This window comes from Streptomyces montanus, from assembly GCF_005786655.1.
Classification (GTDB): Bacteria; Actinomycetota; Actinomycetes; order Streptomycetales; family Streptomycetaceae; genus Streptomyces; species Streptomyces sporangiiformans.
In genome coordinates, this window is record NZ_VBZC01000006.1 from 215,585 (window position 1) to 234,225 (window position 18,641).

18 protein-coding genes and 1 tRNA gene are annotated in these 18,641 nt (G+C 69.7%); 7 read left to right on the plus strand and 12 right to left on the minus strand.

Translation table 11 applies throughout. From position 1 onward, the window contains the following. Nucleotides 1-51: 51 nt before the first annotated feature. Nucleotides 52-125 (minus strand) — tRNA-Gly (locus tag FE633_RS07515). Between the two features lie 607 nt (nt 126-732). Here FE633_RS07515 and dcd point away from each other — a divergent pair. After that, nucleotides 733-1,308: a dCTP deaminase gene (dcd, locus tag FE633_RS07520; RefSeq protein ID WP_119100683.1), complete on the plus strand. Its 576-nt coding sequence runs from the start codon at nt 733-735 to the stop codon at nt 1,306-1,308. Nucleotides 1,309-1,324: 16 nt separating this feature from the next. Then, nucleotides 1,325-1,822 (plus strand): phosphoribosyltransferase, encoded by a 498-nt coding sequence (locus tag FE633_RS07525; protein ID WP_138044286.1) that lies wholly within the window; start codon nt 1,325-1,327, stop codon nt 1,820-1,822. Between the two features lie 23 nt (nt 1,823-1,845). Here FE633_RS07525 and FE633_RS07530 read toward each other — a convergent pair whose 3' ends face one another. Next, nucleotides 1,846-2,100, minus strand: coding sequence for a DUF5988 family protein (locus FE633_RS07530; RefSeq protein WP_138044287.1), 255 nt, complete (start codon nt 2,098-2,100; stop codon nt 1,846-1,848). A 175-nt stretch (nt 2,101-2,275) separates the two neighbouring features. On the opposite strand from FE633_RS07530, the gene FE633_RS07535 reads away from it, so the two are divergent. After that, a complete protein-coding gene (locus FE633_RS07535; RefSeq protein WP_138044335.1) occupies nt 2,276-3,664 on the plus strand; it encodes an FAD-binding oxidoreductase in 1,389 nt (462 codons plus the stop codon). A gap of 143 nt (nt 3,665-3,807) precedes the next feature. Here FE633_RS07535 and FE633_RS07540 read toward each other — a convergent pair whose 3' ends face one another. The 4 genes from FE633_RS07540 to FE633_RS07555 form a co-directional block, all read right to left on the minus strand. Beyond that, nucleotides 3,808-4,815, minus strand: a complete 1,008-nt coding sequence (locus tag FE633_RS07540) for a Yip1 family protein (protein ID WP_138044288.1) — start codon at nt 4,813-4,815, stop codon at nt 3,808-3,810. A 26-nt stretch (nt 4,816-4,841) separates the two neighbouring features. Continuing rightward, complete coding sequence (locus FE633_RS07545) at nt 4,842-6,308, minus strand: FG-GAP-like repeat-containing protein (RefSeq protein ID WP_138044289.1); 1,467 nt, start codon at nt 6,306-6,308, stop codon at nt 4,842-4,844. A 112-nt stretch (nt 6,309-6,420) separates the two neighbouring features. Beyond that, nucleotides 6,421-6,816: a nuclear transport factor 2 family protein gene (locus FE633_RS07550; RefSeq protein WP_138044290.1), complete on the minus strand. Its 396-nt coding sequence runs from the start codon at nt 6,814-6,816 to the stop codon at nt 6,421-6,423. An 84-nt stretch (nt 6,817-6,900) separates the two neighbouring features. After that, on the minus strand, nt 6,901-7,284 hold the full coding sequence (locus tag FE633_RS07555; protein WP_138044291.1) for an ATP-binding protein: 384 nt from the start codon (nt 7,282-7,284) through the stop codon (nt 6,901-6,903). Nucleotides 7,285-7,425: 141 nt separating this feature from the next. Between FE633_RS07555 and FE633_RS07560 the strand changes: the two genes are divergently transcribed. From FE633_RS07560 to FE633_RS07570, 3 genes are all read left to right on the plus strand, one after another. Continuing rightward, complete coding sequence (locus tag FE633_RS07560) at nt 7,426-8,268, plus strand: helix-turn-helix domain-containing protein (RefSeq protein ID WP_138044292.1); 843 nt, start codon at nt 7,426-7,428, stop codon at nt 8,266-8,268. An 11-nt stretch (nt 8,269-8,279) separates the two neighbouring features. Next, complete coding sequence (locus FE633_RS07565) at nt 8,280-8,462, plus strand: DUF397 domain-containing protein (protein WP_138044293.1); 183 nt, start codon at nt 8,280-8,282, stop codon at nt 8,460-8,462. Nucleotides 8,463-8,577: 115 nt separating this feature from the next. Further along, a complete protein-coding gene (locus tag FE633_RS07570) occupies nt 8,578-9,012 on the plus strand; it encodes an LppU/SCO3897 family protein (RefSeq protein WP_138044294.1) in 435 nt (144 codons plus the stop codon). A gap of 121 nt (nt 9,013-9,133) precedes the next feature. On the opposite strand, the gene FE633_RS07575 is transcribed toward FE633_RS07570, so the two are convergent. From FE633_RS07575 to FE633_RS07600, 6 genes are all read right to left on the minus strand, one after another. After that, entirely contained in the window at nt 9,134-10,588 is a 1,455-nt protein-coding gene (locus tag FE633_RS07575; protein ID WP_138044295.1) for an FG-GAP-like repeat-containing protein, read from the minus strand. A gap of 86 nt (nt 10,589-10,674) precedes the next feature. Continuing rightward, on the minus strand, nt 10,675-12,156 hold the full coding sequence (locus FE633_RS07580) for an FG-GAP-like repeat-containing protein (RefSeq protein WP_138044296.1): 1,482 nt from the start codon (nt 12,154-12,156) through the stop codon (nt 10,675-10,677). A gap of 185 nt (nt 12,157-12,341) precedes the next feature. Continuing rightward, a complete protein-coding gene (locus FE633_RS07585; RefSeq protein ID WP_138044297.1) occupies nt 12,342-13,748 on the minus strand; it encodes an FG-GAP-like repeat-containing protein in 1,407 nt (468 codons plus the stop codon). 119 nt (nt 13,749-13,867) lie between these two features. After that, a complete protein-coding gene (locus FE633_RS07590; RefSeq protein WP_138044298.1) occupies nt 13,868-15,319 on the minus strand; it encodes an FG-GAP-like repeat-containing protein in 1,452 nt (483 codons plus the stop codon). A gap of 32 nt (nt 15,320-15,351) precedes the next feature. Next, nucleotides 15,352-16,653 (minus strand): FG-GAP repeat domain-containing protein, encoded by a 1,302-nt coding sequence (locus tag FE633_RS07595; RefSeq protein ID WP_425473156.1) that lies wholly within the window; start codon nt 16,651-16,653, stop codon nt 15,352-15,354. Nucleotides 16,654-16,768: 115 nt separating this feature from the next. Further along, nucleotides 16,769-18,160, minus strand: a complete 1,392-nt coding sequence (locus FE633_RS07600; RefSeq protein ID WP_138044300.1) for an FG-GAP repeat protein — start codon at nt 18,158-18,160, stop codon at nt 16,769-16,771. A 16-nt stretch (nt 18,161-18,176) separates the two neighbouring features. Here FE633_RS07600 and FE633_RS49445 point away from each other — a divergent pair, with 16 nt between their 5' ends. Continuing rightward, nucleotides 18,177-18,572: a dihydrofolate reductase family protein gene (locus FE633_RS49445; RefSeq protein WP_342791161.1), complete on the plus strand. Its 396-nt coding sequence runs from the start codon at nt 18,177-18,179 to the stop codon at nt 18,570-18,572. The last annotated feature ends 69 nt before the right edge of the window (nt 18,573-18,641 follow it).

Sequence of the window (18,641 nt, forward strand, 5' to 3'; positions counted from 1 at the left end):
ACCGGTCTAGACAACAAAGAACCCCCGGGTCCATGACCTGGGGGTTTCGCGTGGAGCGGGTGACGAGAATCGAACTCGCGCTCTCAGCTTGGGAAGCTGATGTTCTACCATTAAACTACACCCGCGTAAGACACTGGTCGGGCCGGTGTCGGAAACGCGGAATCACTGTACCCCATGCCAGGCTCCCGGCGCTGAAGCCGTGGGGCCTGGTGTTGTTTCGGAGGGTGGACGGGGCTTTGGGGTACGGGAGTTGGGGCGTACGGTGGAGGCGCGGGAGAGGGTCCGAGCGGGAACGGAGTGCCGCCTGGAGGGCCGTTCCTTTCGTCCCGTAACGTGGCTTTCCTCGTCAGTCAGACGCGGCTCTTGGGGAAGGGACTCTGAGGACTTGATGGAACGCAGCACCGTCGTCCGTTGTGCCGAAGGGCACGTGTTCAGCACCGCTTCGCTCCCGATGCAGCAGGCCGATCGGCTCGGCCCTGGCCGGCTGATCCGCTGTCCGCGCTGTGCCCGGCTCCGGAATGTCGTGCCGGTGGCCTATGCGGAGAAGCGGTAGCCGGACGGCAGGCAGTAAGCAGTAAGCGATGGGCGATCAGCGGTAGCAGTAACCGAAACGGTAACAACGGCTACAGCTTGTGCGGGCCCGTCACGGTCTTCGGATCGTGGCGGGCCCCTTTGCCGTCTTCCGAGTCTTCCGATTGTGGCTGGTCCATACGCTCTGCGTATCCTCGGTGCGTGCTTCTCTCAGACAAGGACATCCGGGCCGAGATCGACTCCGGGCGGGTGCGGATCGACCCGTACGACGAATCCATGGTGCAGCCGTCGAGCATCGACGTGCGGCTCGACCGCTACTTCCGGGTGTTCGAGAATCACCGCTACCCGCACATCGATCCCTCCATCGAGCAGGCCGACCTCACGCGGCTCGTCGAACCCGACGGGGACGAGCCGTTCATCCTGCATCCCGGGGAGTTCGTGCTGGCGAGTACGTACGAGGTGATCACCCTTCCCGACGACCTCGCCTCGCGGCTCGAGGGGAAGAGTTCGCTCGGGCGGCTCGGTCTGGTCACCCACTCCACCGCCGGGTTCATCGACCCGGGGTTCTCCGGGCACGTCACGCTGGAGCTGTCCAATCTCGCCACGCTTCCGATCAAGCTCTGGCCGGGCATGAAGATCGGGCAGCTGTGCATGTTCCGGCTCAGCTCGCCGGCCGAGTCCCCGTACGGGAGTGAGCGGTACGGCTCCCGCTACCAGAACCAGCGCGGTCCCACGGCCTCGCGCTCCTTCCTCAACTTCCATCGCACCCAGGTGTGAGGGCGGGGAGGCAGGGATGAGCGACATACGCGAGAACCTCACCTATGAGGCGTTCGGCCGCGCCGTGCGTGAGCTGGCGCAGACGATCGCCGATGACGGGTACGAGCCCGATGTCGTCCTGTCCATCGCCCGCGGTGGCGTTTTCGTCGCGGGCGGGCTCGCTTACGCGCTCGACTGCAAGAACCTTCATCTGGTGAACGTCGAGTTCTACACGGGAGTCGGGACCACGCTCGACATGCCCGTCATGCTCGCACCCGTTCCCAATGTCGTTGATTTCACCGACAAGAAGGTTCTCATCGCCGACGACGTGGCCGACACCGGCAAGACTCTGAAGCTGGTGCACGACTTCTGTCTCGACCATGTGGCCGAGGTGCGGTCCGCCGTGATCTACGAGAAGTCGCAGTCGCTGGTGAAGTGCGAGTACGTGTGGAAGCGGACCGATCAGTGGATCAACTTCCCGTGGAGCGTGGAAGAGCCTGTCGTGAAGAGGACGGGGCAGGTCTTCGATGCCTGAGGCGTCCTGATCACTCACTCCGTTTACTCAGCGATCTCTGTTCGCTCCCACCACACGTAGATCCGTAGCTTCCCCTCCGGTGTGTCCTTGTGCCGTGACGTGGGGCGGAAGTGCTCGTATCCGCCGCGGTGCGGGATCTTCAGGTCCTCCTCCGTGCCTCCGACCGGTCCGGTGGCGGTGAGAGGGACGATCCTCTCGGGGAGATCGGCGGGGCCGCCCTCAAGGGCCGCCTTGGCCGTTTTGCCCGGCGTCTTCGTGTTGCCTGTCTTGGTGGCCATGCCTCCAGTCTTCTCGGCTCGTGCGGCACGCGCATTTCTTCAGACGGCGAGGGCGGCACGAGAGCGGCGCGAGTGCGGCGCGAGTGCGGCAAGGGCGGCGATTGCGAGACTCCGCGTACGGGGAGACGCTGGTCAGGTCAGCCTTGCCCTCTGCGAGGAGATCGTCATGGCCGGCATGGACGACACGACTCTGGAGGCGATGCGGACCGTGCTGCGCGGCCCGGTCGTCTCCCCACGCGACCGGGAATACCACGAGGCTCGCAAGATCTACAACGCGATGATCGACCGCAGACCGGCCGCCATCGTGCGATGTACGGACGTCGCGGACGTCATGAACGCCGTCGACTTCGTACGCGACCACGGTTTCGAACTCGCCGTCCGCGGCGGCGGACACGGCGGCGCCGGAACGTCCCTGGTGGACGACGGCGTCACCCTCGACCTCGCGCCGATGCGCTGGGTACGCGTCGACCCCGCGACGAGGACCGCCCAGGTCGGCGGCGGCAGCCTGATCGGCGACGTGGACCACGCCACCCACGCCTTCGGTCTGGCCCTGCCCTTCGGGATCATGTCGACGACGGGCGTCGGGGGCCTCACCCTCGGCGGCGGACACGGCTACCTCACCCGCAAGCACGGCCTGACGGTGGACAGCCTGCTGTCGGCGGATGTCGTACTCGCCGACGGCAGCTTCGTCACCGCGAACGCGAAGGACCACTCGGATCTCTTCTGGGCGCTGCGCGGCGGCGGCGGGAACTTCGGCGTCGTCACCTCCTTCACCTTCCAGCTGCACCCCGTGCACACCGTGGCCGGCGGGGTCACCCTGTGGTCTCTGGACCACATCCGCGACGTGCTGCAGTGGTACCGCGAGTTCCTGCCCCAGGCGCCCGAGGATCTGAGCGGGTTCTACGCGTCGGTCGTCGTGCCGCCCGGTCCGCCGTTCCCGGAGGAGATCCACGGGCAGAAGATGTGCGGCGTCGTGTGGTGCTGGGCGGGGGACCTGGACCGTGTCGACGCGGCCTTCGCGCCGGTGCACGAGCCCGCGCCGCCGGCGTTCCACTTCGCCGCGCCGATGCCGTATCCCGCGCTCCAGACGCTGTTCGATCCGCTGATGCCGTCCGGCCTCCAGTGGTACTGGCGGGGAGATTTCTTCGATCGCATCACGGACGACGCCATCGCCGTGCACGCCAAGTACGCGGAGGGTATCCCCACCGATCTGTCGATGATGCATCTGTATCCGGTCGACGGAGCGGCCCACCGTGTGCGGCCGGAGGACACGGCGTGGGCGTACCGGCATGCCCGCTGGTCCGGCGTCATCGGCGGCATCGACCCGGACCCGGCCAACGCCCAGATCATCAAGGAGTGGAGCACCGACTACTCGGACGAACTGCACCCCCACTCGATGGGCGGCGCCTATGTGAACTTCCTCGGTGAGGACGAGCCCCAGGCCCGGGTCAGGGCCGCGTACCGCGACCACTACGACCGGCTGGCGGGCGTCAAGCGGGCCTACGACCCGCACAACCTCTTCCACGCCAACCAGAACATCGAGCCGGCCGCCCCCGGAAGCTGACCGGTCTCCACCGACCCGAAATCCACTGGCCCGACATCCGACGCCGCGCGGCGCGGCACACCCATGTGCCGCGCCGCCGCCGTGCGGTGTCGTCAGAAAGCCACCGTGATCAGAAAGCCACCGTGATCAGAACGTCCCTGTGGTCAGAACGTCCCCAGCTTGATGATCGACAGCAGGGCGATCAGCTGGATCGCGGACGCGCCCAGGGCCTTCGGCCACGGGAGGTCGTGGGACTTGTTGACCATCACCGTGAAGAGGACACCGGCCGCCACCCACGTCGCCCAGCCGAGCAGCTGGACGAAGGGGGCGTTGCCGCCCATGAACATGGCGACGACCAGGCGGGGGGTGTCCGTGAGGGACATGATCAGCATGGAGAGGCCGACCGTGGGCTGCCAGGCCCCGTCGCCGCCGAGCTGGCGGGCGAGGGTGTGGGTGACCACGCCCAGGATGAACGAGCTGAGGACGATCGCCACCGAGGTCGTCAGGATGATGGGAATCGCGGAGGTGATCGTCGCGTTGATGGCCTCCTTGCGCGCGCCGTCGAAGCCGAAGACCGCCAGCAGGCCGTAGAGGAACGTCACGATGAGGGCAGGGCCCCACATCGTGTAGTCCCGCATCTGCAGGAAGGTCTGGTTCGGGCGCAGTACGACGCCGCTCAGCAGTTCCTTCCAGTGCAGTCTCGGGCCCACCGGGGGCGCGGCCGCCTGTCCGGCGCGGTAGGTCCCGCCCTGGTTGTACGGATCCTCGCCGACCGAGAACGCCTGGGTGTGCCCCGGGTTGTTGGCCGCGTACGGGTCCGGCCCCTGGGCAGCGTGGTGATCATGGTCGCCGAAGTACTCCGGCTCGCCATGGTCGCCCGCCTGGGGCCACTGCTGCCGGCCGCCGCCACCGCCACCGTTGCCGTACTGCGGCGGCTGCTGCTGCGGGTACGGCTGCGGCGCAGGGGGGTAGCCGTACGACGGTCCGCCCTGAGGGGGCTGCTGTCCGTACGGTTGTTGCCGCGGGTGTTGTTGCGGATGCGCTTGCTGGGTGCGGTTGTCCCGGCCGCGTCCGATCCTGAATCCAGCCACGTAATCGAACGTACCTGGTCTCCCAGAGTGACGTGCCGGGCCCGGGGCAACGGGCCCGGCTTTGCGGCCGAGCTGTGACATCCCCTAAGGGGACGGAGGGCCGGTTCTCAGTGGCTGCTCAGGGTTTGGCCGTACGCGAGTGCCGTTGACGAGGCGGGCAGGCCCAGCTTTGCGGGGGTGACGGTGTACGAGTTGTTGACGGAGGCCGCGGGGAGGACCCACACACCGCCCGTCGAGGCGTTCTCGCCGGGGGAGCCTATCGCCGCGTCGGCCTTGCCGTCGCCGTCGTAGTCGCCGGTCGCGACCGCCGCACCGAAGGCGTCACCGGCCTCCGCCGCACCCGGCACGCGCGGTGTGTCCTGGTTGTACGCCACCGAGACGGCCTCCCCGTACGCGTCCACGAAGCCGCCGGGGCCGCCCAGCAGCAGCGTGGCCGCGCCCGCACCGGTGCGGGCGCCGATCGCCTCGCCGGGGGCGCCCGCGATCAGGTCGTCGCGGCCGTCGGCGTTCACGTCCGCCACCGCCAGCGACGCCCCGAAACGGTCCCCGTCCTCGGCCCGGCCGTACACGCCCACCGTGTCCTGGTTGAGCGTCTGGGACCGGGCCCCGAAGCTGGAGGGCGTGTCGCTGCCGTAGTGGATGTGGATGCCGCCGCCCTTCGCGAACTCCTCGGGGCCGCACGGGTCGTCGATGTTCTCGTCGGCGATCTCGCGGCACTCGCCGAGGGCCAGGTCGTCGCGCCCGTCGCCGTCGAAGTCGCCGGTGGCGAGCGCGGAGGCGGCGGCGTTGTCGGTGTTCCAGGAGTTCACCAGCTGGTTCTCGCCCTCGAACCAGCTCCAGAGGCGTACGTGGGACCGCGTGTAGGGCGCGTTGACCGTCCAGTAGGCGACCGCCAGGTCCGTCGTGTCGTCGGCGGCGTCGAAGTCGCCGGTCGTGAGGACGGGCGCGCGACCGCCCATGTGGTCGGTGAACACGGTGCTCAGGGTGCCCGCCGCCGTGCGCAGGACGACCTTGTCCGTCGCGCCGATCGCCAGGTCCGTCTTCCCGTCGCCGGTGAAGTCGGCTGCGGCGAGGGACTTTCCGTACGCGGCCGACGCCGACGGCCCGTTGACCGCGGTGGAGGCCGTGCCCAGGCTGCCCTGCCCGCCCCGGGCGCCCTTGACGACGGCGACGGTGCCCGCGTCCGTGCCCCGGCCGGTGACGTCCTCGCCGGGCGCGCCGATCACGATGTCCGCCGTACCGTCGCCGTCCACGTCGGCCACGGTCACGGCGGCGCCGAAGCGGTCGCTCTGCTCCGGGCCGCCCGGAACGCCGCGGCTCGCCTGGCTCACGCGCGTGTTGCCGTGGGCGCCGAGGCCGCCCGCTCCGCCCCAGACCACGTTGACGTACCCGGCCTTCGACTTGCCGTCGACGCTCGCGTTCGGCACGCCGACCGCGAGGTCCGTGAAGCCGTCACCGTTGAAGTCGCTGGTGACGGGCTCCGGGGCGGCGGCTGTCGCGGTCGGAGTGAGGGTCAGCCCGGCGGTGGCCGCCGCGGCGACAGTGGCGGCGAGGGCGTACTTCCGTATGCGCACGGTGGCTCCAAGTGACTGGGCGGACCCCGGAGTTCAGAGGTTCGGGTTCACCTGTGGGACACCTGGAGGTCGTGCGGGGTTGTGCTCGGGGTGACTCAGAGGGGTGAGGACATCACGACCAGAACGCGTTGATCTTGTCGATGTCCTCGGTGCATTCGTCGAGATCGGTGATCTTGTCCCCGACGATGCGGAAGACGATGCCCGCGTTCTCGTCGAGCTGCTTGCCGTTGCGCTCCCCGGTGAAGCGGTGGAAGGACATCACGTGGCCCCTGCCGTCGACGAGCAACTGGCGCAGCTCGGCGCGTACGGTCCCGTTCGTCTCCTCGAAGAGACGGCCGTACATTTCGAAGATCGCGTCCTGGCCCTTGAAGTCGCCGGACAGCGGGTGATTGCCGGGTGAGTGGTGTGTGGCGTCCCCCGAGAACATCGTGCGCAGGGTGTCCATGTCACCGTTGTTCCAGGCGTCGTAGCCCCTGCGGATGAGTGCGGCGTGCGGGTGTTCAGCCATGGCGATGCCCGCCTTCCTGCGGTTCGGGTGGTATGCGGCTGACATCCGTAATTATCCGACTCGTTGTGTTCGGGGGCGACTGGATCACCGCTCGGGCCGGGTGCCGAGGTCGCACCAGACGTACTTGCCTGCCGAGCCGTTGACTTGGAACCAGCCCCAGTCGTCCGCGTAGGCCTGAACGAGGTGCAGTCCGCGGCCCGCTTCGTCGCCCTGCGGGGCGGTCGTGGGCGGTGCGGGGTCCGTGTCCCAGGCCCCGAGCCGGAAGGAGCTCCCCGCCTGTCTGAGCTTCAGCGCGGCGGGCCCCTTGGTGTGCCGGATGGCGTTGCCGAGCAGCTCGGAGGCCAGGAGCTCCGCGGGTTCGATGAGGGCGGGGAGATGGTGGGTGCGCAGGATGTCACGGAGGGTGTGACGGCAGATGCGGACGGCTCGGGGGTCGTGGGGGATGTAGAGGGTGTACTCCCAGGGCATACGGGTCTCCTGGCAGGGGGATGGGATGCGCTTCCACTGCGTTGGGTGGTCGTCGCGTCACTGACGGTAGAGGTAAAACTTTCCCTCGGTCAACCGGGACTGGGATACTGGTGCTCTCAACTCCCGCGAAAGAAGGGGCGTATGGCATCCAGAGCTGTCATCACCGCGCGTCAGGAACGGCTCGGTGCTGAGCTGCGCAAGCTCCGGGAGCGGGCGGGTCTGACACTCAGGCATGCCGCGCGGGCGTTGGGTATCTCGGAGAGCAAGTTGTCCAGCACAGAGGCGGGGCGTGTGGGGGTGAGCGCCGAGCGTGTGCGGCATTTGGCCAACCAGTACGCGTGCGACGACGCCGCCCTCGTCGACGCGCTGGTGGCCATGGCGACGGAGCGTGGGCGTGGCTGGTGGGAGGACTACCGCGGCCGGGTGCCGTCCGGTTACTTGGATCTGGCCGAACTGGAGAACCATGCGACGCACTTGAGCAACTTCGAATGCGTGCACATTCCCGGTCTGCTCCAGACCGAGGAGCAGGTTCGGGCGATCTTCGGGGCGTCGGTGCCGAAGCTCTCGAAGGAGGAACTGGAGGTGCGCGTGGAATTCAGGCTGCGCCGCCAGGAGGCCCTTGAGGGGATGCGGTATCTGGCGTTGATCCACGAAGCGGGTCTGCGTATCAGGGTGGCTGACCGGAAGGTGGCGCGGGAGCAGTTGCTGCAGATCCTGGAGCGATCAGAGCTTCCCCAAGTCACCGTGCTTGTCGTGCCGTTCGACGTTGACGGCTTCGCCGGAGTGGTCGACCCCATGGTGTACGCGCGTGGCTCGGTCCCGCAGTTGGACACCGTTCTGGTGGACAGCCAGCACGGTGGTGCTTTCCTGGGAGCGGAGGCGCAGCTCGGGCGCTATCGAGAGGTGCTCCGCAAGGTGGAGACGGCCGCGTTGGGGGCCGTAGAGTCCCGGGAGTTGATCCAGCGGCTCGTACAAGAACTCTGAAAGGTCAGAGCATGGCGCACGAGATCACGTGGCAGAAGTCCTCGTTCTCCAGCGGCGGTGACTCCTCCAACTGCGTTGAGATTGCAGCCTCCCAAGAAGCCCTGTGGCTTCGCGAAAGCGACGAGCCCGGCACTGTCATCGAAACCAGCGCCACCCAACTCGCCGCCTTCATACGCCACTTCCGGGAAATGTGAAGCTTCTGTTCCGGTGGCGACCCGGCTGGATAGTGGCCTGATGGCCGAAAGGTAGCCTGCGCACGTCAACTTCGCGTTGATCTTCAGTCGCAGTCAACTACGGGGGCTATCAGGCATGTCCGCACCACCGCAGCACTACCAGAACCACCAGCAGCCGCCGCGCGGCCCCCAGCGCCCGCAGCCAGGGGGCGCGTTGCGGATGGTGAAGTCCGCCGTCATCGTCCTGGCGATCTTCGGCGGCCTGGGCTACTACGTCTGGGACTACAACACCAACCCCAACGGCGGCAAGGCCAAGGCGGAGGCCTCGCAGGCCGCGCAGGTCAAGGAGGACCAGAAGCACGACCCGGACATCGGCGACTGCGTCAAGGTCGAGGACCCCAAGGGCGAGCCGCTGCCGACGATCGTCGACTGCGGCTCCGCCGAGGCCGAGTACAAGACGGGCGACCGGCTGTTCGGCCCTGAAGAGAAGTGCGGGTCGAAGTACGACTACGGCATCGAATACTCGGACAGCCGGGGCGCCGACTACACGTTGTGCTTCACCAAGGTCTGAGCCTCGGCTCGCTTCCCGGCCGCCGCCCGCAGGAGCGGGCGGCGGTCGGTGGTGCGGGCGGCGGCCGGTGGTGCGGTGTTCACCGCCACCGGACTCGCCGCCCCAGGCCGCCTCGGTGGCCTCAGCCGATGAGGTTGGCGCCGAACGCGCCGTACTTGTACGGCAGGTTGAACGCGCCGGGGCCGAAGGCGCGGTCGCCCGTGCTGGAGATGCCGGTGCCGTTGGAGAGCATCGCCGTGACCGCGCCGACGCCCTCGCCCTCGAAGGCGGCGGAGACGGTGTAGTCCGCCTTGCCGTCGCCGGTCACGTCCTTGAGCAGGACGTCGGAGCCGAAGTAGTCCATCGCCTCGGCCGTGCCGGGGACGCCGGAGGAGGCCTGCGACAGGGTGCGGCCGCCGGTTTCGGAGAGGCCGGTCGCCGAGCCCTTCAGCAGGACGGTCGAGCCGGTGTCCTCCGTCGTGATGTCCTCGAAGACGACGCCGATCGCCAGGTCGCCGTATCCGTCGGCGTTGATGTCGCCGACCGACAGGGCGCTGCCGAAGCCGTCACGTTCCTCGTCGGTGCCGGGCACGCCGGGCGAGTCCTGGGTGAGGACCGTGGGGGCGGTGGACGCGTCCGGGCCGGTCGCGGAGCCCCGTACGACGGTGACGGTGCCGCCGAGGGAACCGGACAGGTCGTCGTCCTTCGCGAAGACGTTACCGAGGACGATCTCGCCGTATCCGTCGCCGTCGATGTCGCCGACGGTGGCGGAGGTGCCGCCGGGCAGGGTCGTGGGCGCGGCGGTGCCGGGGCCTGCGGTGGCGCCGGGGTAGTACCAGCCGGTGGAGCGGGTGGCGCCCGGGTCCGTGTCGGTGGCCTCCGCCACGCGGCCGGTGACGATCAGGTCGTCCTTGCCGTCCTTGTTCACGTCGCCGGATTTCAGGGCGTCGGGGCCGTACGAGATCTTCTTCGGGGTCGTGAACGTCGTGAAGCCGCCCGTGGTGCCGGACTTGGTGAAGCCGCCCTTGACCACGTACACCGTCGAGTTGCTCGCGCCCGTCGCCAGGTCCTGGTCGCCGTCGCCGTCGAAGTCGCCCGCGGCGAGCAGCCGGCCGAAGTAGTCGTGGCCGGACGTGGCCGGGTCCTTGACCGTCGTGCCGCCGGACACGCCGGTCGACGAGCCCCACAGGACCGCGACCGTGCCGCCGTCGGTGTCGCCGTCGACGTCCTCGCCGGAGGCGCCCACGGCGAGGTCCGCGTAGCCGTCGCCGTTGAGGTCGGCGACCGCGAGGGCGTCGCCGAAGGTGTCCTCGGTCTCGGCGGTGCCGGGGACGCCGGTGGTGTTCTGGCTGATCACCTTGTACTGGGCGGGTCTGGTCGGGTTGATGCCGGTGGAGCTGCCGTACATCACGACGACGTAGCCGGCCATGGGCTTGCCGTCGACCGTCGCGTACGGCGCGGCGAAGGCGATGTCGCCGTACCCGTCGCCGTTGAAGTCGCCGCGCAGGCCGGAGGGGGCGGCGGAGGCGGTGGCGGGGAGGGCGGTGAGGAGGCCGGTGGTGAGGGTGGCGGCCAGGAAGAGGGTGCGCTTGCGCATGCGTGGTGCTCCGGGATCCGGGAGGGGAGACAGGGGGCGGGCCCGCACCCTCGGCGGGTGCGGGCCCAACACACGGGATAGGCGGGTCAGTTGGCCGCGTTGGCGCCGAACACCGGCTGCGCGTCCGTGGAGACGCCCACCGAGGACGCCGACAGGGAGCGGGCGCCGACCGTGGTGATCCTCGCGCCGCTGGAGGGCAGGTAGACCAGCGAGCCGTTGAAGTCGTTCTCGCCGTACGCGCCGACCGTCAGGTCCGCCTTGCCGTCGCCGTTGACGTCGGTGAGCTTCACCTCGCCGCCGAACAGGTCGTCCTTCTCGTCCGTGCCGGGCACGCCGTACGAGGACTGGGCGAAGTACTGGTACCCGGAGCTGGTGTCCAGGCCGGAGGCCGAGCCGTACAGGACGGTCACCGCGCCCGTGTTCACCACGCTGTTCAGGTTCTCGCCGGGCGCGCCGGCCGCCAGGTCCGCGTACCCGTCGCCGTTGATGTCGCCGAGCGACAGCTCGCTGCCGAAAAAGTCGCCGCGCTCGGAGGAGCCGGGCACGTTGCCGCTGTCCTGGGTCACGGCGACGGTGGTGGCCGGGCCGTCGGCGGAGCCGTAGATGATGTGGACCTTGCCGCCGGTGGACGTCTCCGGCATGGACGGGTCGCCGCTGCCGGCCTTGGCGGGGTCCCAGTCCTGGCCGGTGACGATGTCGCCGAAGCCGTCGCCGTTGACGTCGGCGATGCCGGTGATGACGCCTCGCTTCAGCTCCCGCGCGGACGCCGCGTCCAGGCCGGAGGCGGAGCCGGGCACGTAGAAGTTGGTGTTCCAGCCGTAGTCGCTGTCGGTCTCGTAGCCGTCGACGACCAGGTCGGTCCGCTGGTCGCCGTTGGCGTCGCCCGCGGTGAGGTTGATCGTGCCGGCGCCGCCACCGGACTGGATGTCCGTGGTGAAGGAGTAACGGCCGCCGTACGTACCGGTCTTGGAGATGCCGCCCTTGAAGACGTAGACCCTGTTCGACGAGGAGCCGACCGCGAGGTCCTCCGTGCCGTCTCCGTCGAAGTCGCCCGCGGCGAGTGCCGCGCCCCAGCGGTCGTGCGACGAGACCGCCGGGTCCTTGACCGTCGTGGCGCCGGACAGGCCGCTCGCCGAACCCCACGCCACGAGGACCGTGCCGCCGTCCGTGTCGCCGTCCACGTCCTCGTACGGTGCGGACACGGCGAGGTCGTCGAAGCCGTCGGAGTTGAAGTCGCCGTACGCGCTGACCCAGCCGAAACCGTCGCCGGTCTCGGCGTTGCCCGGGACGCCGGTCGTGTTCTGGCTGATCGTCGCGCGCTTCGTGGAGGTCACGCCGCTCGCCGAGCCGTACAGGGCGACGATCTGGCCGGCGCCCCTCTTGCCGCCGACGGTGGCATAGCCGGCCGAGTACGCGACGTCGCCGTACCCATCGTTGTTGAAGTCCGCCACGGGGTGGTGGACCGAGTCCCCGGCCGTCGCCGTAGCGGCCGTGAAGGTGAGCAGACCGCCGGTCAGCGCGGCCGCGGTGGCCGTCGCGAGGGCGAGTCGCAGGTGCTTCTTGTGCATGCGGGTTCTCCTGCTGCATGCGGGGGACGCCTGGCGGGCGTCCACAGTCATTGGGGTGCGCACCGGTCGTGTTTGCCTGGATTTCTCCTGGGATTCACGGGCGGTTGGCGATCAGGAGACCCCCGGAGTGAGGGAAGGGTTGTACGTGATTTTCGAGAATTTTGAGGCTGGTGAGGAAACAGGGGTTACCGAAGGACGGAGCCGAAGCGGAGCCCCGCCCCGCCGAGGCCGAAGTCCGAGCCGTTGAAGGAGGTCACCGACGTCGTGGTCAGGCCCGTCGAGCCACCACGCAGCACCCAGACCGCTCCCGCGTCGGCCGCCGTGCCGATGTCCTCGCCGTTCGCCCCGGCCGCGAGGTCCGCGTAGCCGTTCTTGTTGATGTCCTTGAGCTGGACGGCGGAGCCGAAGTGGTCGTCCGTCTCCGCCGCGCCGGGCACACCCGAGGTGGCCTGGTGCCAGGAGGCGCCGCCGTCGTCGAGCTCGCCGGGGGCGCCCTTGAGGACGACGACGTTGCCGGTGCGGGCGACCGAGCCCACGGTCTCGCCGGGCACGCCGACCGCGACCTCCAGGTAACCGTCACCTGTCACATCGCCGACCGCGACCGAGGCACCGAAGCGGTCACCCGTCTCGGGGTCGCCGGGGACGTTCGCGTTCCCCTGGTCGTACGTCCGCCTGGGGTAGTCGTCCTCGTCCAGACCACGCGCGCTGCCCGGCCACAAGTAGACCTCGCCGCCGTTGATCGAGTCCGGAGCCCCGATGACCAGGTCGTCGTAGCCGTTCTTGTTGGTGTCGGCGGCGGCGGCGACCGCGACCTCGTCCACACCGGTGCCGGTCGAGTTCTGCATCAGCGGCTTGTACGAGTAGCCGAGGTCGCCCGGACCGCCCTTGAGGTAGCCGGCGTACCCGTGCCCCGTCGCGCCCTTCCCGTACAGCACGTAGTCGCTGCCGCTGGTGCCGGAGAAGTGTCCGCCCACGACTCCGTCGAGGGTCACACCGTCGGGCAGGAAGTCGAACTCCGGGCCGAGCGCGCTGCCGGAGGGCACCCCGTCCGCGTACCACCAGAAGCGGCCCGCGGAGACGACCACGAGATTGCCGCTCTCGTCGCCGTCGAGGTCGACGAAGGAGGCGCCCTCGCCGAAGCGGACGTCCTCGGCGGAGGGCGCGTTCAGGACCATGCCGCCGGTCTTGAAGCCGGAGGCACCGCCCCAGACGATCGTCATCGAACCGTCCGGCTTACCGGTCACCTTCTCGCCGGGCGCGCCGACGATCAGGTCCGCGAAGCCGTCCCCGTTCACATCACCGCTGGTCACGTTCTCGCCGAACTCGTCCTCCGCCTCCAGCACGCCGGGCACGCCCGAGGTGTTCTGGGTGACGGTCACGGAGTTGGTCGGCTGGACGCCGCTCGCTGAGCCGAAGGTCACGGTCACGGCGTTCGCCTTCGGTGTGCCGATCACCAGGTCGCGGTAGCCGTCACCGTTGAAGTCGTCCTTCAGCGTGGAGGCCGCGGCCGCGGAACCGGCGAGGGGCAACGTCAGCCCCGCCGCCGCGAGAGTGGCCACGGATGCCGCGACGGCCAACTTCTTTGCACGCACGAGCCACTCCCGATGACTGGGGATACTGAGTTCGCGTGTGTGACTCCCGGGGCGTACGAAGGGTTGTGCGCGGGTGGCCATGAGGTGAACCGGGCCCGCCGGGCCCGAGGCGACAGGGCCTACGTCAGCCGCAGAGGTACGCCGATGTCGTCGGGCGTGAAGAGCTGCACCCTCTTCGCCTCGAACCCGGCATCCGAGCCCCGCAGCACCAGATACGCGCCCTTCCGCTTCTCGTACAGCGGTGCGAAGACGACCGCGTCCGTGTGGCCGTCGCCGTCCACGTCGAGCAGTGGCGGCTGGTAGCCGAAGGAGTTCCGGCCGTACGGGTTCGGAGTGCCGGGCATGCCCTCGGTGTCCGCGTTCATCACCTGCTCGCCGTCCAGGGACGGCACGTCGTCCGAACCGCCGGGCAACAGCGTCACCTTGCCCTCGTCGCGCTGGAAGCCCGGGGTGTTCACGACGACGTCCGGCTTCCCGTCGCCGTTGACGTCCCCGACGGCGGGCGACGAGCCGAAGTCGATACGGCGCCGCTCGCTGTCGAGGTCGCCGATCACGGTCGCCTCGCGGCCCTTGTTCAGGCCCGACTTGGCTCCGTACATGATCGTCAGGGCGCCGCCCGCGCCGGGCATGTCCGCGGGGGCCACGTTGAGTTGGGTGGGCAGCAGCAGGTCCGGGATGCCGTCGCCGTCCGCGTCGCCGGCGGCCGGGGTGCGGGGGCCGTCGGCGGTGTCCACGGTGGCGGCGACCACCCGCTCCTGTTGGGTGTCGCGCACGAGGCCCTGCTCGCCGCCCTCGTAGTAGCCGACGGTGTGCAGATCCTCGGGCGCGCTCTCGTCCTCCTCCGAGTCGAAGGAGTACGTGAACACCACCTCGGCCCGGCCGTCGTCGTCGAAGTCGCCCGTGGTGGCCGTGGAGGGCGTGGCGTAGCCGTGCTGACCGAGGTCAAGAGCCGCCTGCCGCTTCGGTTTTCCGGCGCGGTCGAAGGGCCCGTACAGGAGCAGTCCGCTGCCGCCGGGCTCGGTGGCCGACGGGTCGCCGGTGCCGCCCTGGCCGCCGTCGAGCAGGTCCATGGAGCCGTCGCCGTCGAAGTCGGCGGCGGCCACTGGGCGGAAGCCGTCGGGCAGGTCGAGCCGGCGGGCGTCGGTCAGCCCGCGGGCGCCGCCGAACAGGGCGAAGCTCTCGCGCGCGGTGCCGTTCGCGCCGCGGGTGCCGACCAGGTCCGTGAAGCCGTCGCCGTCGAGGTCGGTACGCAGCGGCTGCGAGGTGAACCCCACGTACTTCGGCGAGCCGGAGGAGGTCCGCCGCACGGAGCGGGTGCTGAGTCCTTCGCGCGAGCCGTAGACGACGACCAGGGTCTCCGCGTACTTCTTCGCGTCCTTGGACCGCGAGCGAACGATGGTCACGTAGTCGCCGAAGCCGTCGTTGTTGAAGTCGCCGGGGTCGGGATGCTCGGCGGGCTTCCCGTCGGTGGGCGCGGCCGAGCGGCCCTCGTCGTCCGAGGGCTTCTGCGAACTGCACCCCGCGGCCGCGATGATCAGGGCGCAGGCCAGGGCGGTACCACGCAGGCGCATCAGTTCGTCCTCAGTCCGTCCTCGGTTCGCCCTCAGTTCGTGCCGAGGAACTCGGCGGTGGAGAAGGTGATCCGTGGCTCGGCCGCCACCGGGCCGCCAGTCTGCCCCGCCTTCTCGCCCGCGTACACCGCGACGGTGTCCTTCGTCTCTCCCCGGTACGTCCGCACGGCCAGGTCCGCCCGCCCGTCCCCGGTGAAGTCGGCGACGGCGAGGACACGGGTCGTGCCCCGGGCCGGCGGCCGCACGGTGTTCACGTCCGACGCGGACAGGCCGCCGGCGCGTCCCCGGAAGACCCTCAACTCCGTACCGGAGGAAACGAGTTCACTGAGCCCGTCCCCGTCGAAGTCCCCGGCGTCCAAGGCCGTGCCCGGGACGGCGAGTTGGCCGCGCAGGGTGCCCGGCACCTCGTACCGCAGCGCGGTCCCGCCCGCCGAACCGATCGCCGCGTCCAGGCCCTTGCCCTTTCCGAAGCGGCCGAAGACCACGTCGCTGCCGGTGGGGAGGGAGAAGCCGGGGCGGGTGGGCCCGGCCGGTCCGCCCAGGACGACCGCGGCGCCGGCACGGCCTTCGGCGGTACGGACGAGCACGTCGTCGTAGCCGTCGCGGTTGACGTCGACGGCCGGACCCGTGGGGACGTTGCCCGCCACCTCGCCCGCCGGGACCACCGGCGCTCCGGCCGCGCGCGGGGCGCCCTTGCGGTTGAACGGGCCGCGCAGAAAGCTGAGCCGGCTGTCCGAGGCGTGCACGACCAGGTCCTCGGCGTCGTCCCCGTCGAAGTCCCCGCACACCGGCTGGTCCGGCCAGTCGTTGCCGAAACGTGCCCGCGCGGGGATCGTCAGTTTCACCGCCTGCCCGGCCAGCCCCCCGGGCGAACCGAAGAGGATCTGCAGCGGCACCGGCGGCTGCCCCTGCCCGTCGTACGGCGGATCGGTCGAGACGACGAGATCCGTGAACCCGTCCTTGTCGAGGTCACAGCTCGCCTCGGCGTCGAAGACGGCGGGCAACTGCTTCTTCGTGCGCGCCGCGTACTTGGCCGGGCTCAGCAACTGCCGTGCCGCCGGGGCGAGTCCACGGCTCGTGCCGTAGACGACACCGATGCCCGCGTCGTCCCCGTGGCTCTCGCCCTTCACCAGGTCGTTGAGGACGAGGTCGCGGTGGCCGTCTCCGTTGAAGTCGTCGGGGGTTTTGCTCCCCTTGCCCTTCGGTACGGGGAGCGGGGCGGATCCTTGGTGGGCCATGCCCACGGGGCGGCGCTTGGCGGCGGGCCGCGTGTCGTGCGAGGCGGGCCCGCAGCCGCCGAGCAGCAGCGCGGCGCCCGCAACAGCACCCACCACACGTATTCCGCAGTTCCCCTTAGTCACATCAACCTCGGCCACATCGTGAGACAGCAACCTGCACATGATGCGTGCCTGACAGCCATAAGTCACTGGGCGGTAACCCGGAAGTCGGTCACTCCGCGCCCGTCAGGTGGCCGTCCTGGAACGTGACCACGTCCTTGTCCCCTTCCAGGACCCAGACATACGACGGTCCCTGCGCGGGCAGCGTCCAGCGCAGAACGACCTCACAGCGGCCGTCCTGGTCGAAGTCGCGTACGGCGGCGAGGTGGGCGTACCGCTTGCCGGCCGCGAGATCGCGGGTGGCGCCGGGGACGCGGGCGGGGCCGGTGCGGCGGAGGGTGCGCAGTCCCTCCTTGTCGAGCCCCTGCGGGCTGCCGGGGATCACGGTGATCTCCGGCATCGTGGAACCGGGCACCGTCTGCCCGACCAGCAGTTCGTCGTGGCCGTCGCCGTCGGTGTCGCCGGCCAGATAGTCGCCCCTGATGCCCAGGTCGAGGAACTGGGGCGTGCCTCCGTCGCCGAAGTAGACGGTGAGCGTGCCGTCCACCTCCGGTGCCTCGGTCTCGTACCCCGGCTCGTCGTTGCGGCTGCCGTTGTCGCCGACGACCACATCGCCCTTGCCGTCTCCGTCGAAGTCACCGGAGGCGATCGCGCTGCCGACCCTCAACCTCCTTGCCTGGGCGGCGAATCCGCCGGGTCCGTCGCCCGCGTTGAGCAGGAAGACCTCCCTCTGCTCGCCGTCGGCGGTCTTGGCGGCGACGAGGTCGGCGGTCCGGTCGCCGTCCGCGTCGACGGCCTGGAGCGAGTACGCGTTGTAGGAGTCGGGGTCGTTCACGGGGTCCGGGCGGCTGTCGCCGCGCCGGGACGGGGTGCCGTCCCGGTCGAAGGGTCCGTACAGGACGCGGAAGGCGGGGTTGTCCTGGGTGTCCTCGACGGCCGGCAGGTCGAAACGGCCGTCGCCGTCGAAGTCGCCCGGGGTGCCGGTGAGTTCGGGCAGGTCGGTGCTCCGTGTCCCCGGATCAACTCCGGTCGGGCCGCCCCAGACGACTTGCCGGGCGAACTTCAGGTCCGCGTACCCGTCGGCGTCGAGGTCGGCGAGGACGGGGTACGGCTCGATCGCCGTCAGCGGGTAGGGGAGGGCCGCGTTCCCCGGCTTCAGGACGGTGCGGGTCGCGGGGTCGAGGCCCTTGGCGGAACCGTAGACGATGACGACGGAATGCTCGTCGTTGTAGAAGCCGGGCTGGGCGGGCCTGCCGTACGAGGTGACGTACGCGAAGTCCGGGTAACCGTCGCCGTTCACGTCGTCCGGGGTCCTGCCGCCGTCGCCTCGCGGTACGGGAGCGGCGGTCACGGGAGTCGGCGAGGGCTGCCGGTCCGACGTACGGTCTCCGCCGCCGCTGCCCGTGCCACATCCGGCGACAGCGCCCAGCACGACGCAACAGGCCGCCACGAGGGCTTTCCGTATTGCTGCCCGCCCGGCCCGTACGGTCCCTGAGACGCTCATGCAACGACGACACCGTATGCCTCCCGTCCGGACCAGGGGCACGGTGTGCTTCGTTATCAGGCTGTACCCGTTCTTGCCGGGTGTCGGTCACGGGGGCCCGAGCGATTACTTCGGGGCCCGCCCGGGGTCCACCTTTCGTAAGCCGACGACAAGGGAGCAGGAAGCACGCTGTACGACGAGTGGTCCGCGTACAGACCGACGGCGACATCCAGATGTCGGGAGCGCGACGACCGTGCGGTGGCTGCTGGCCGATGGTCTGCTCGACGAGCTGCACCTGCTCGTCCACCCGATCGTGGTCGGCCATGGGCAGCGGCTGTTCGAGGACACCCCGACCCACCCGCTGAAGCTGGTCGGGTTCGAGACGTTCCGGACCGGTGTACTCGACCTGACCTACGTTCCGGACGCCGGCTGACCGAAAGCCCGTGCTCCGCCTCGCCTTGTTCTTGAGGAACGACGACACCCCATGTCCCCGGATCGACCA

Excerpts from the sequence above, each read along its gene's own strand:
- FE633_RS07565 (WP_138044293.1), top strand. The coding sequence starts at position 8,280 with ATGGCGCACGAGATCACGTGGCAGAAGTCCTCGTTCTCCAGCGGCGGT.
- FE633_RS07570 (WP_138044294.1), top strand. The coding sequence starts at position 8,578 with ATGTCCGCACCACCGCAGCACTACCAGAACCACCAGCAGCCGCCGCGC.
- FE633_RS07550 (WP_138044290.1), bottom strand. The coding sequence starts at position 6,816 with ATGGCTGAACACCCGCACGCCGCACTCATCCGCAGGGGCTACGACGCC.
- FE633_RS07600 (WP_138044300.1), bottom strand. The coding sequence starts at position 18,160 with ATGAGCGTCTCAGGGACCGTACGGGCCGGGCGGGCAGCAATACGGAAA.
- FE633_RS07540 (WP_138044288.1), bottom strand. The coding sequence starts at position 4,815 with ATGTCACAGCTCGGCCGCAAAGCCGGGCCCGTTGCCCCGGGCCCGGCA.
- FE633_RS07590 (WP_138044298.1), bottom strand. The coding sequence starts at position 15,319 with ATGCGCCTGCGTGGTACCGCCCTGGCCTGCGCCCTGATCATCGCGGCC.
- FE633_RS07525 (WP_138044286.1), top strand. The coding sequence starts at position 1,325 with ATGAGCGACATACGCGAGAACCTCACCTATGAGGCGTTCGGCCGCGCC.
- FE633_RS07575 (WP_138044295.1), bottom strand. The coding sequence starts at position 10,588 with ATGCGCAAGCGCACCCTCTTCCTGGCCGCCACCCTCACCACCGGCCTC.
- FE633_RS49445 (WP_342791161.1), top strand. The coding sequence starts at position 18,177 with ATGCCTCCCGTCCGGACCAGGGGCACGGTGTGCTTCGTTATCAGGCTG.
- FE633_RS07580 (WP_138044296.1), bottom strand. The coding sequence starts at position 12,156 with ATGCACAAGAAGCACCTGCGACTCGCCCTCGCGACGGCCACCGCGGCC.
- FE633_RS07555 (WP_138044291.1), bottom strand. The coding sequence starts at position 7,284 with ATGCCCTGGGAGTACACCCTCTACATCCCCCACGACCCCCGAGCCGTC.
- FE633_RS07535 (WP_138044335.1), top strand. The coding sequence starts at position 2,276 with ATGGACGACACGACTCTGGAGGCGATGCGGACCGTGCTGCGCGGCCCG.
- FE633_RS07560 (WP_138044292.1), top strand. The coding sequence starts at position 7,426 with ATGGCATCCAGAGCTGTCATCACCGCGCGTCAGGAACGGCTCGGTGCT.
- FE633_RS07530 (WP_138044287.1), bottom strand. The coding sequence starts at position 2,100 with ATGGCCACCAAGACAGGCAACACGAAGACGCCGGGCAAAACGGCCAAG.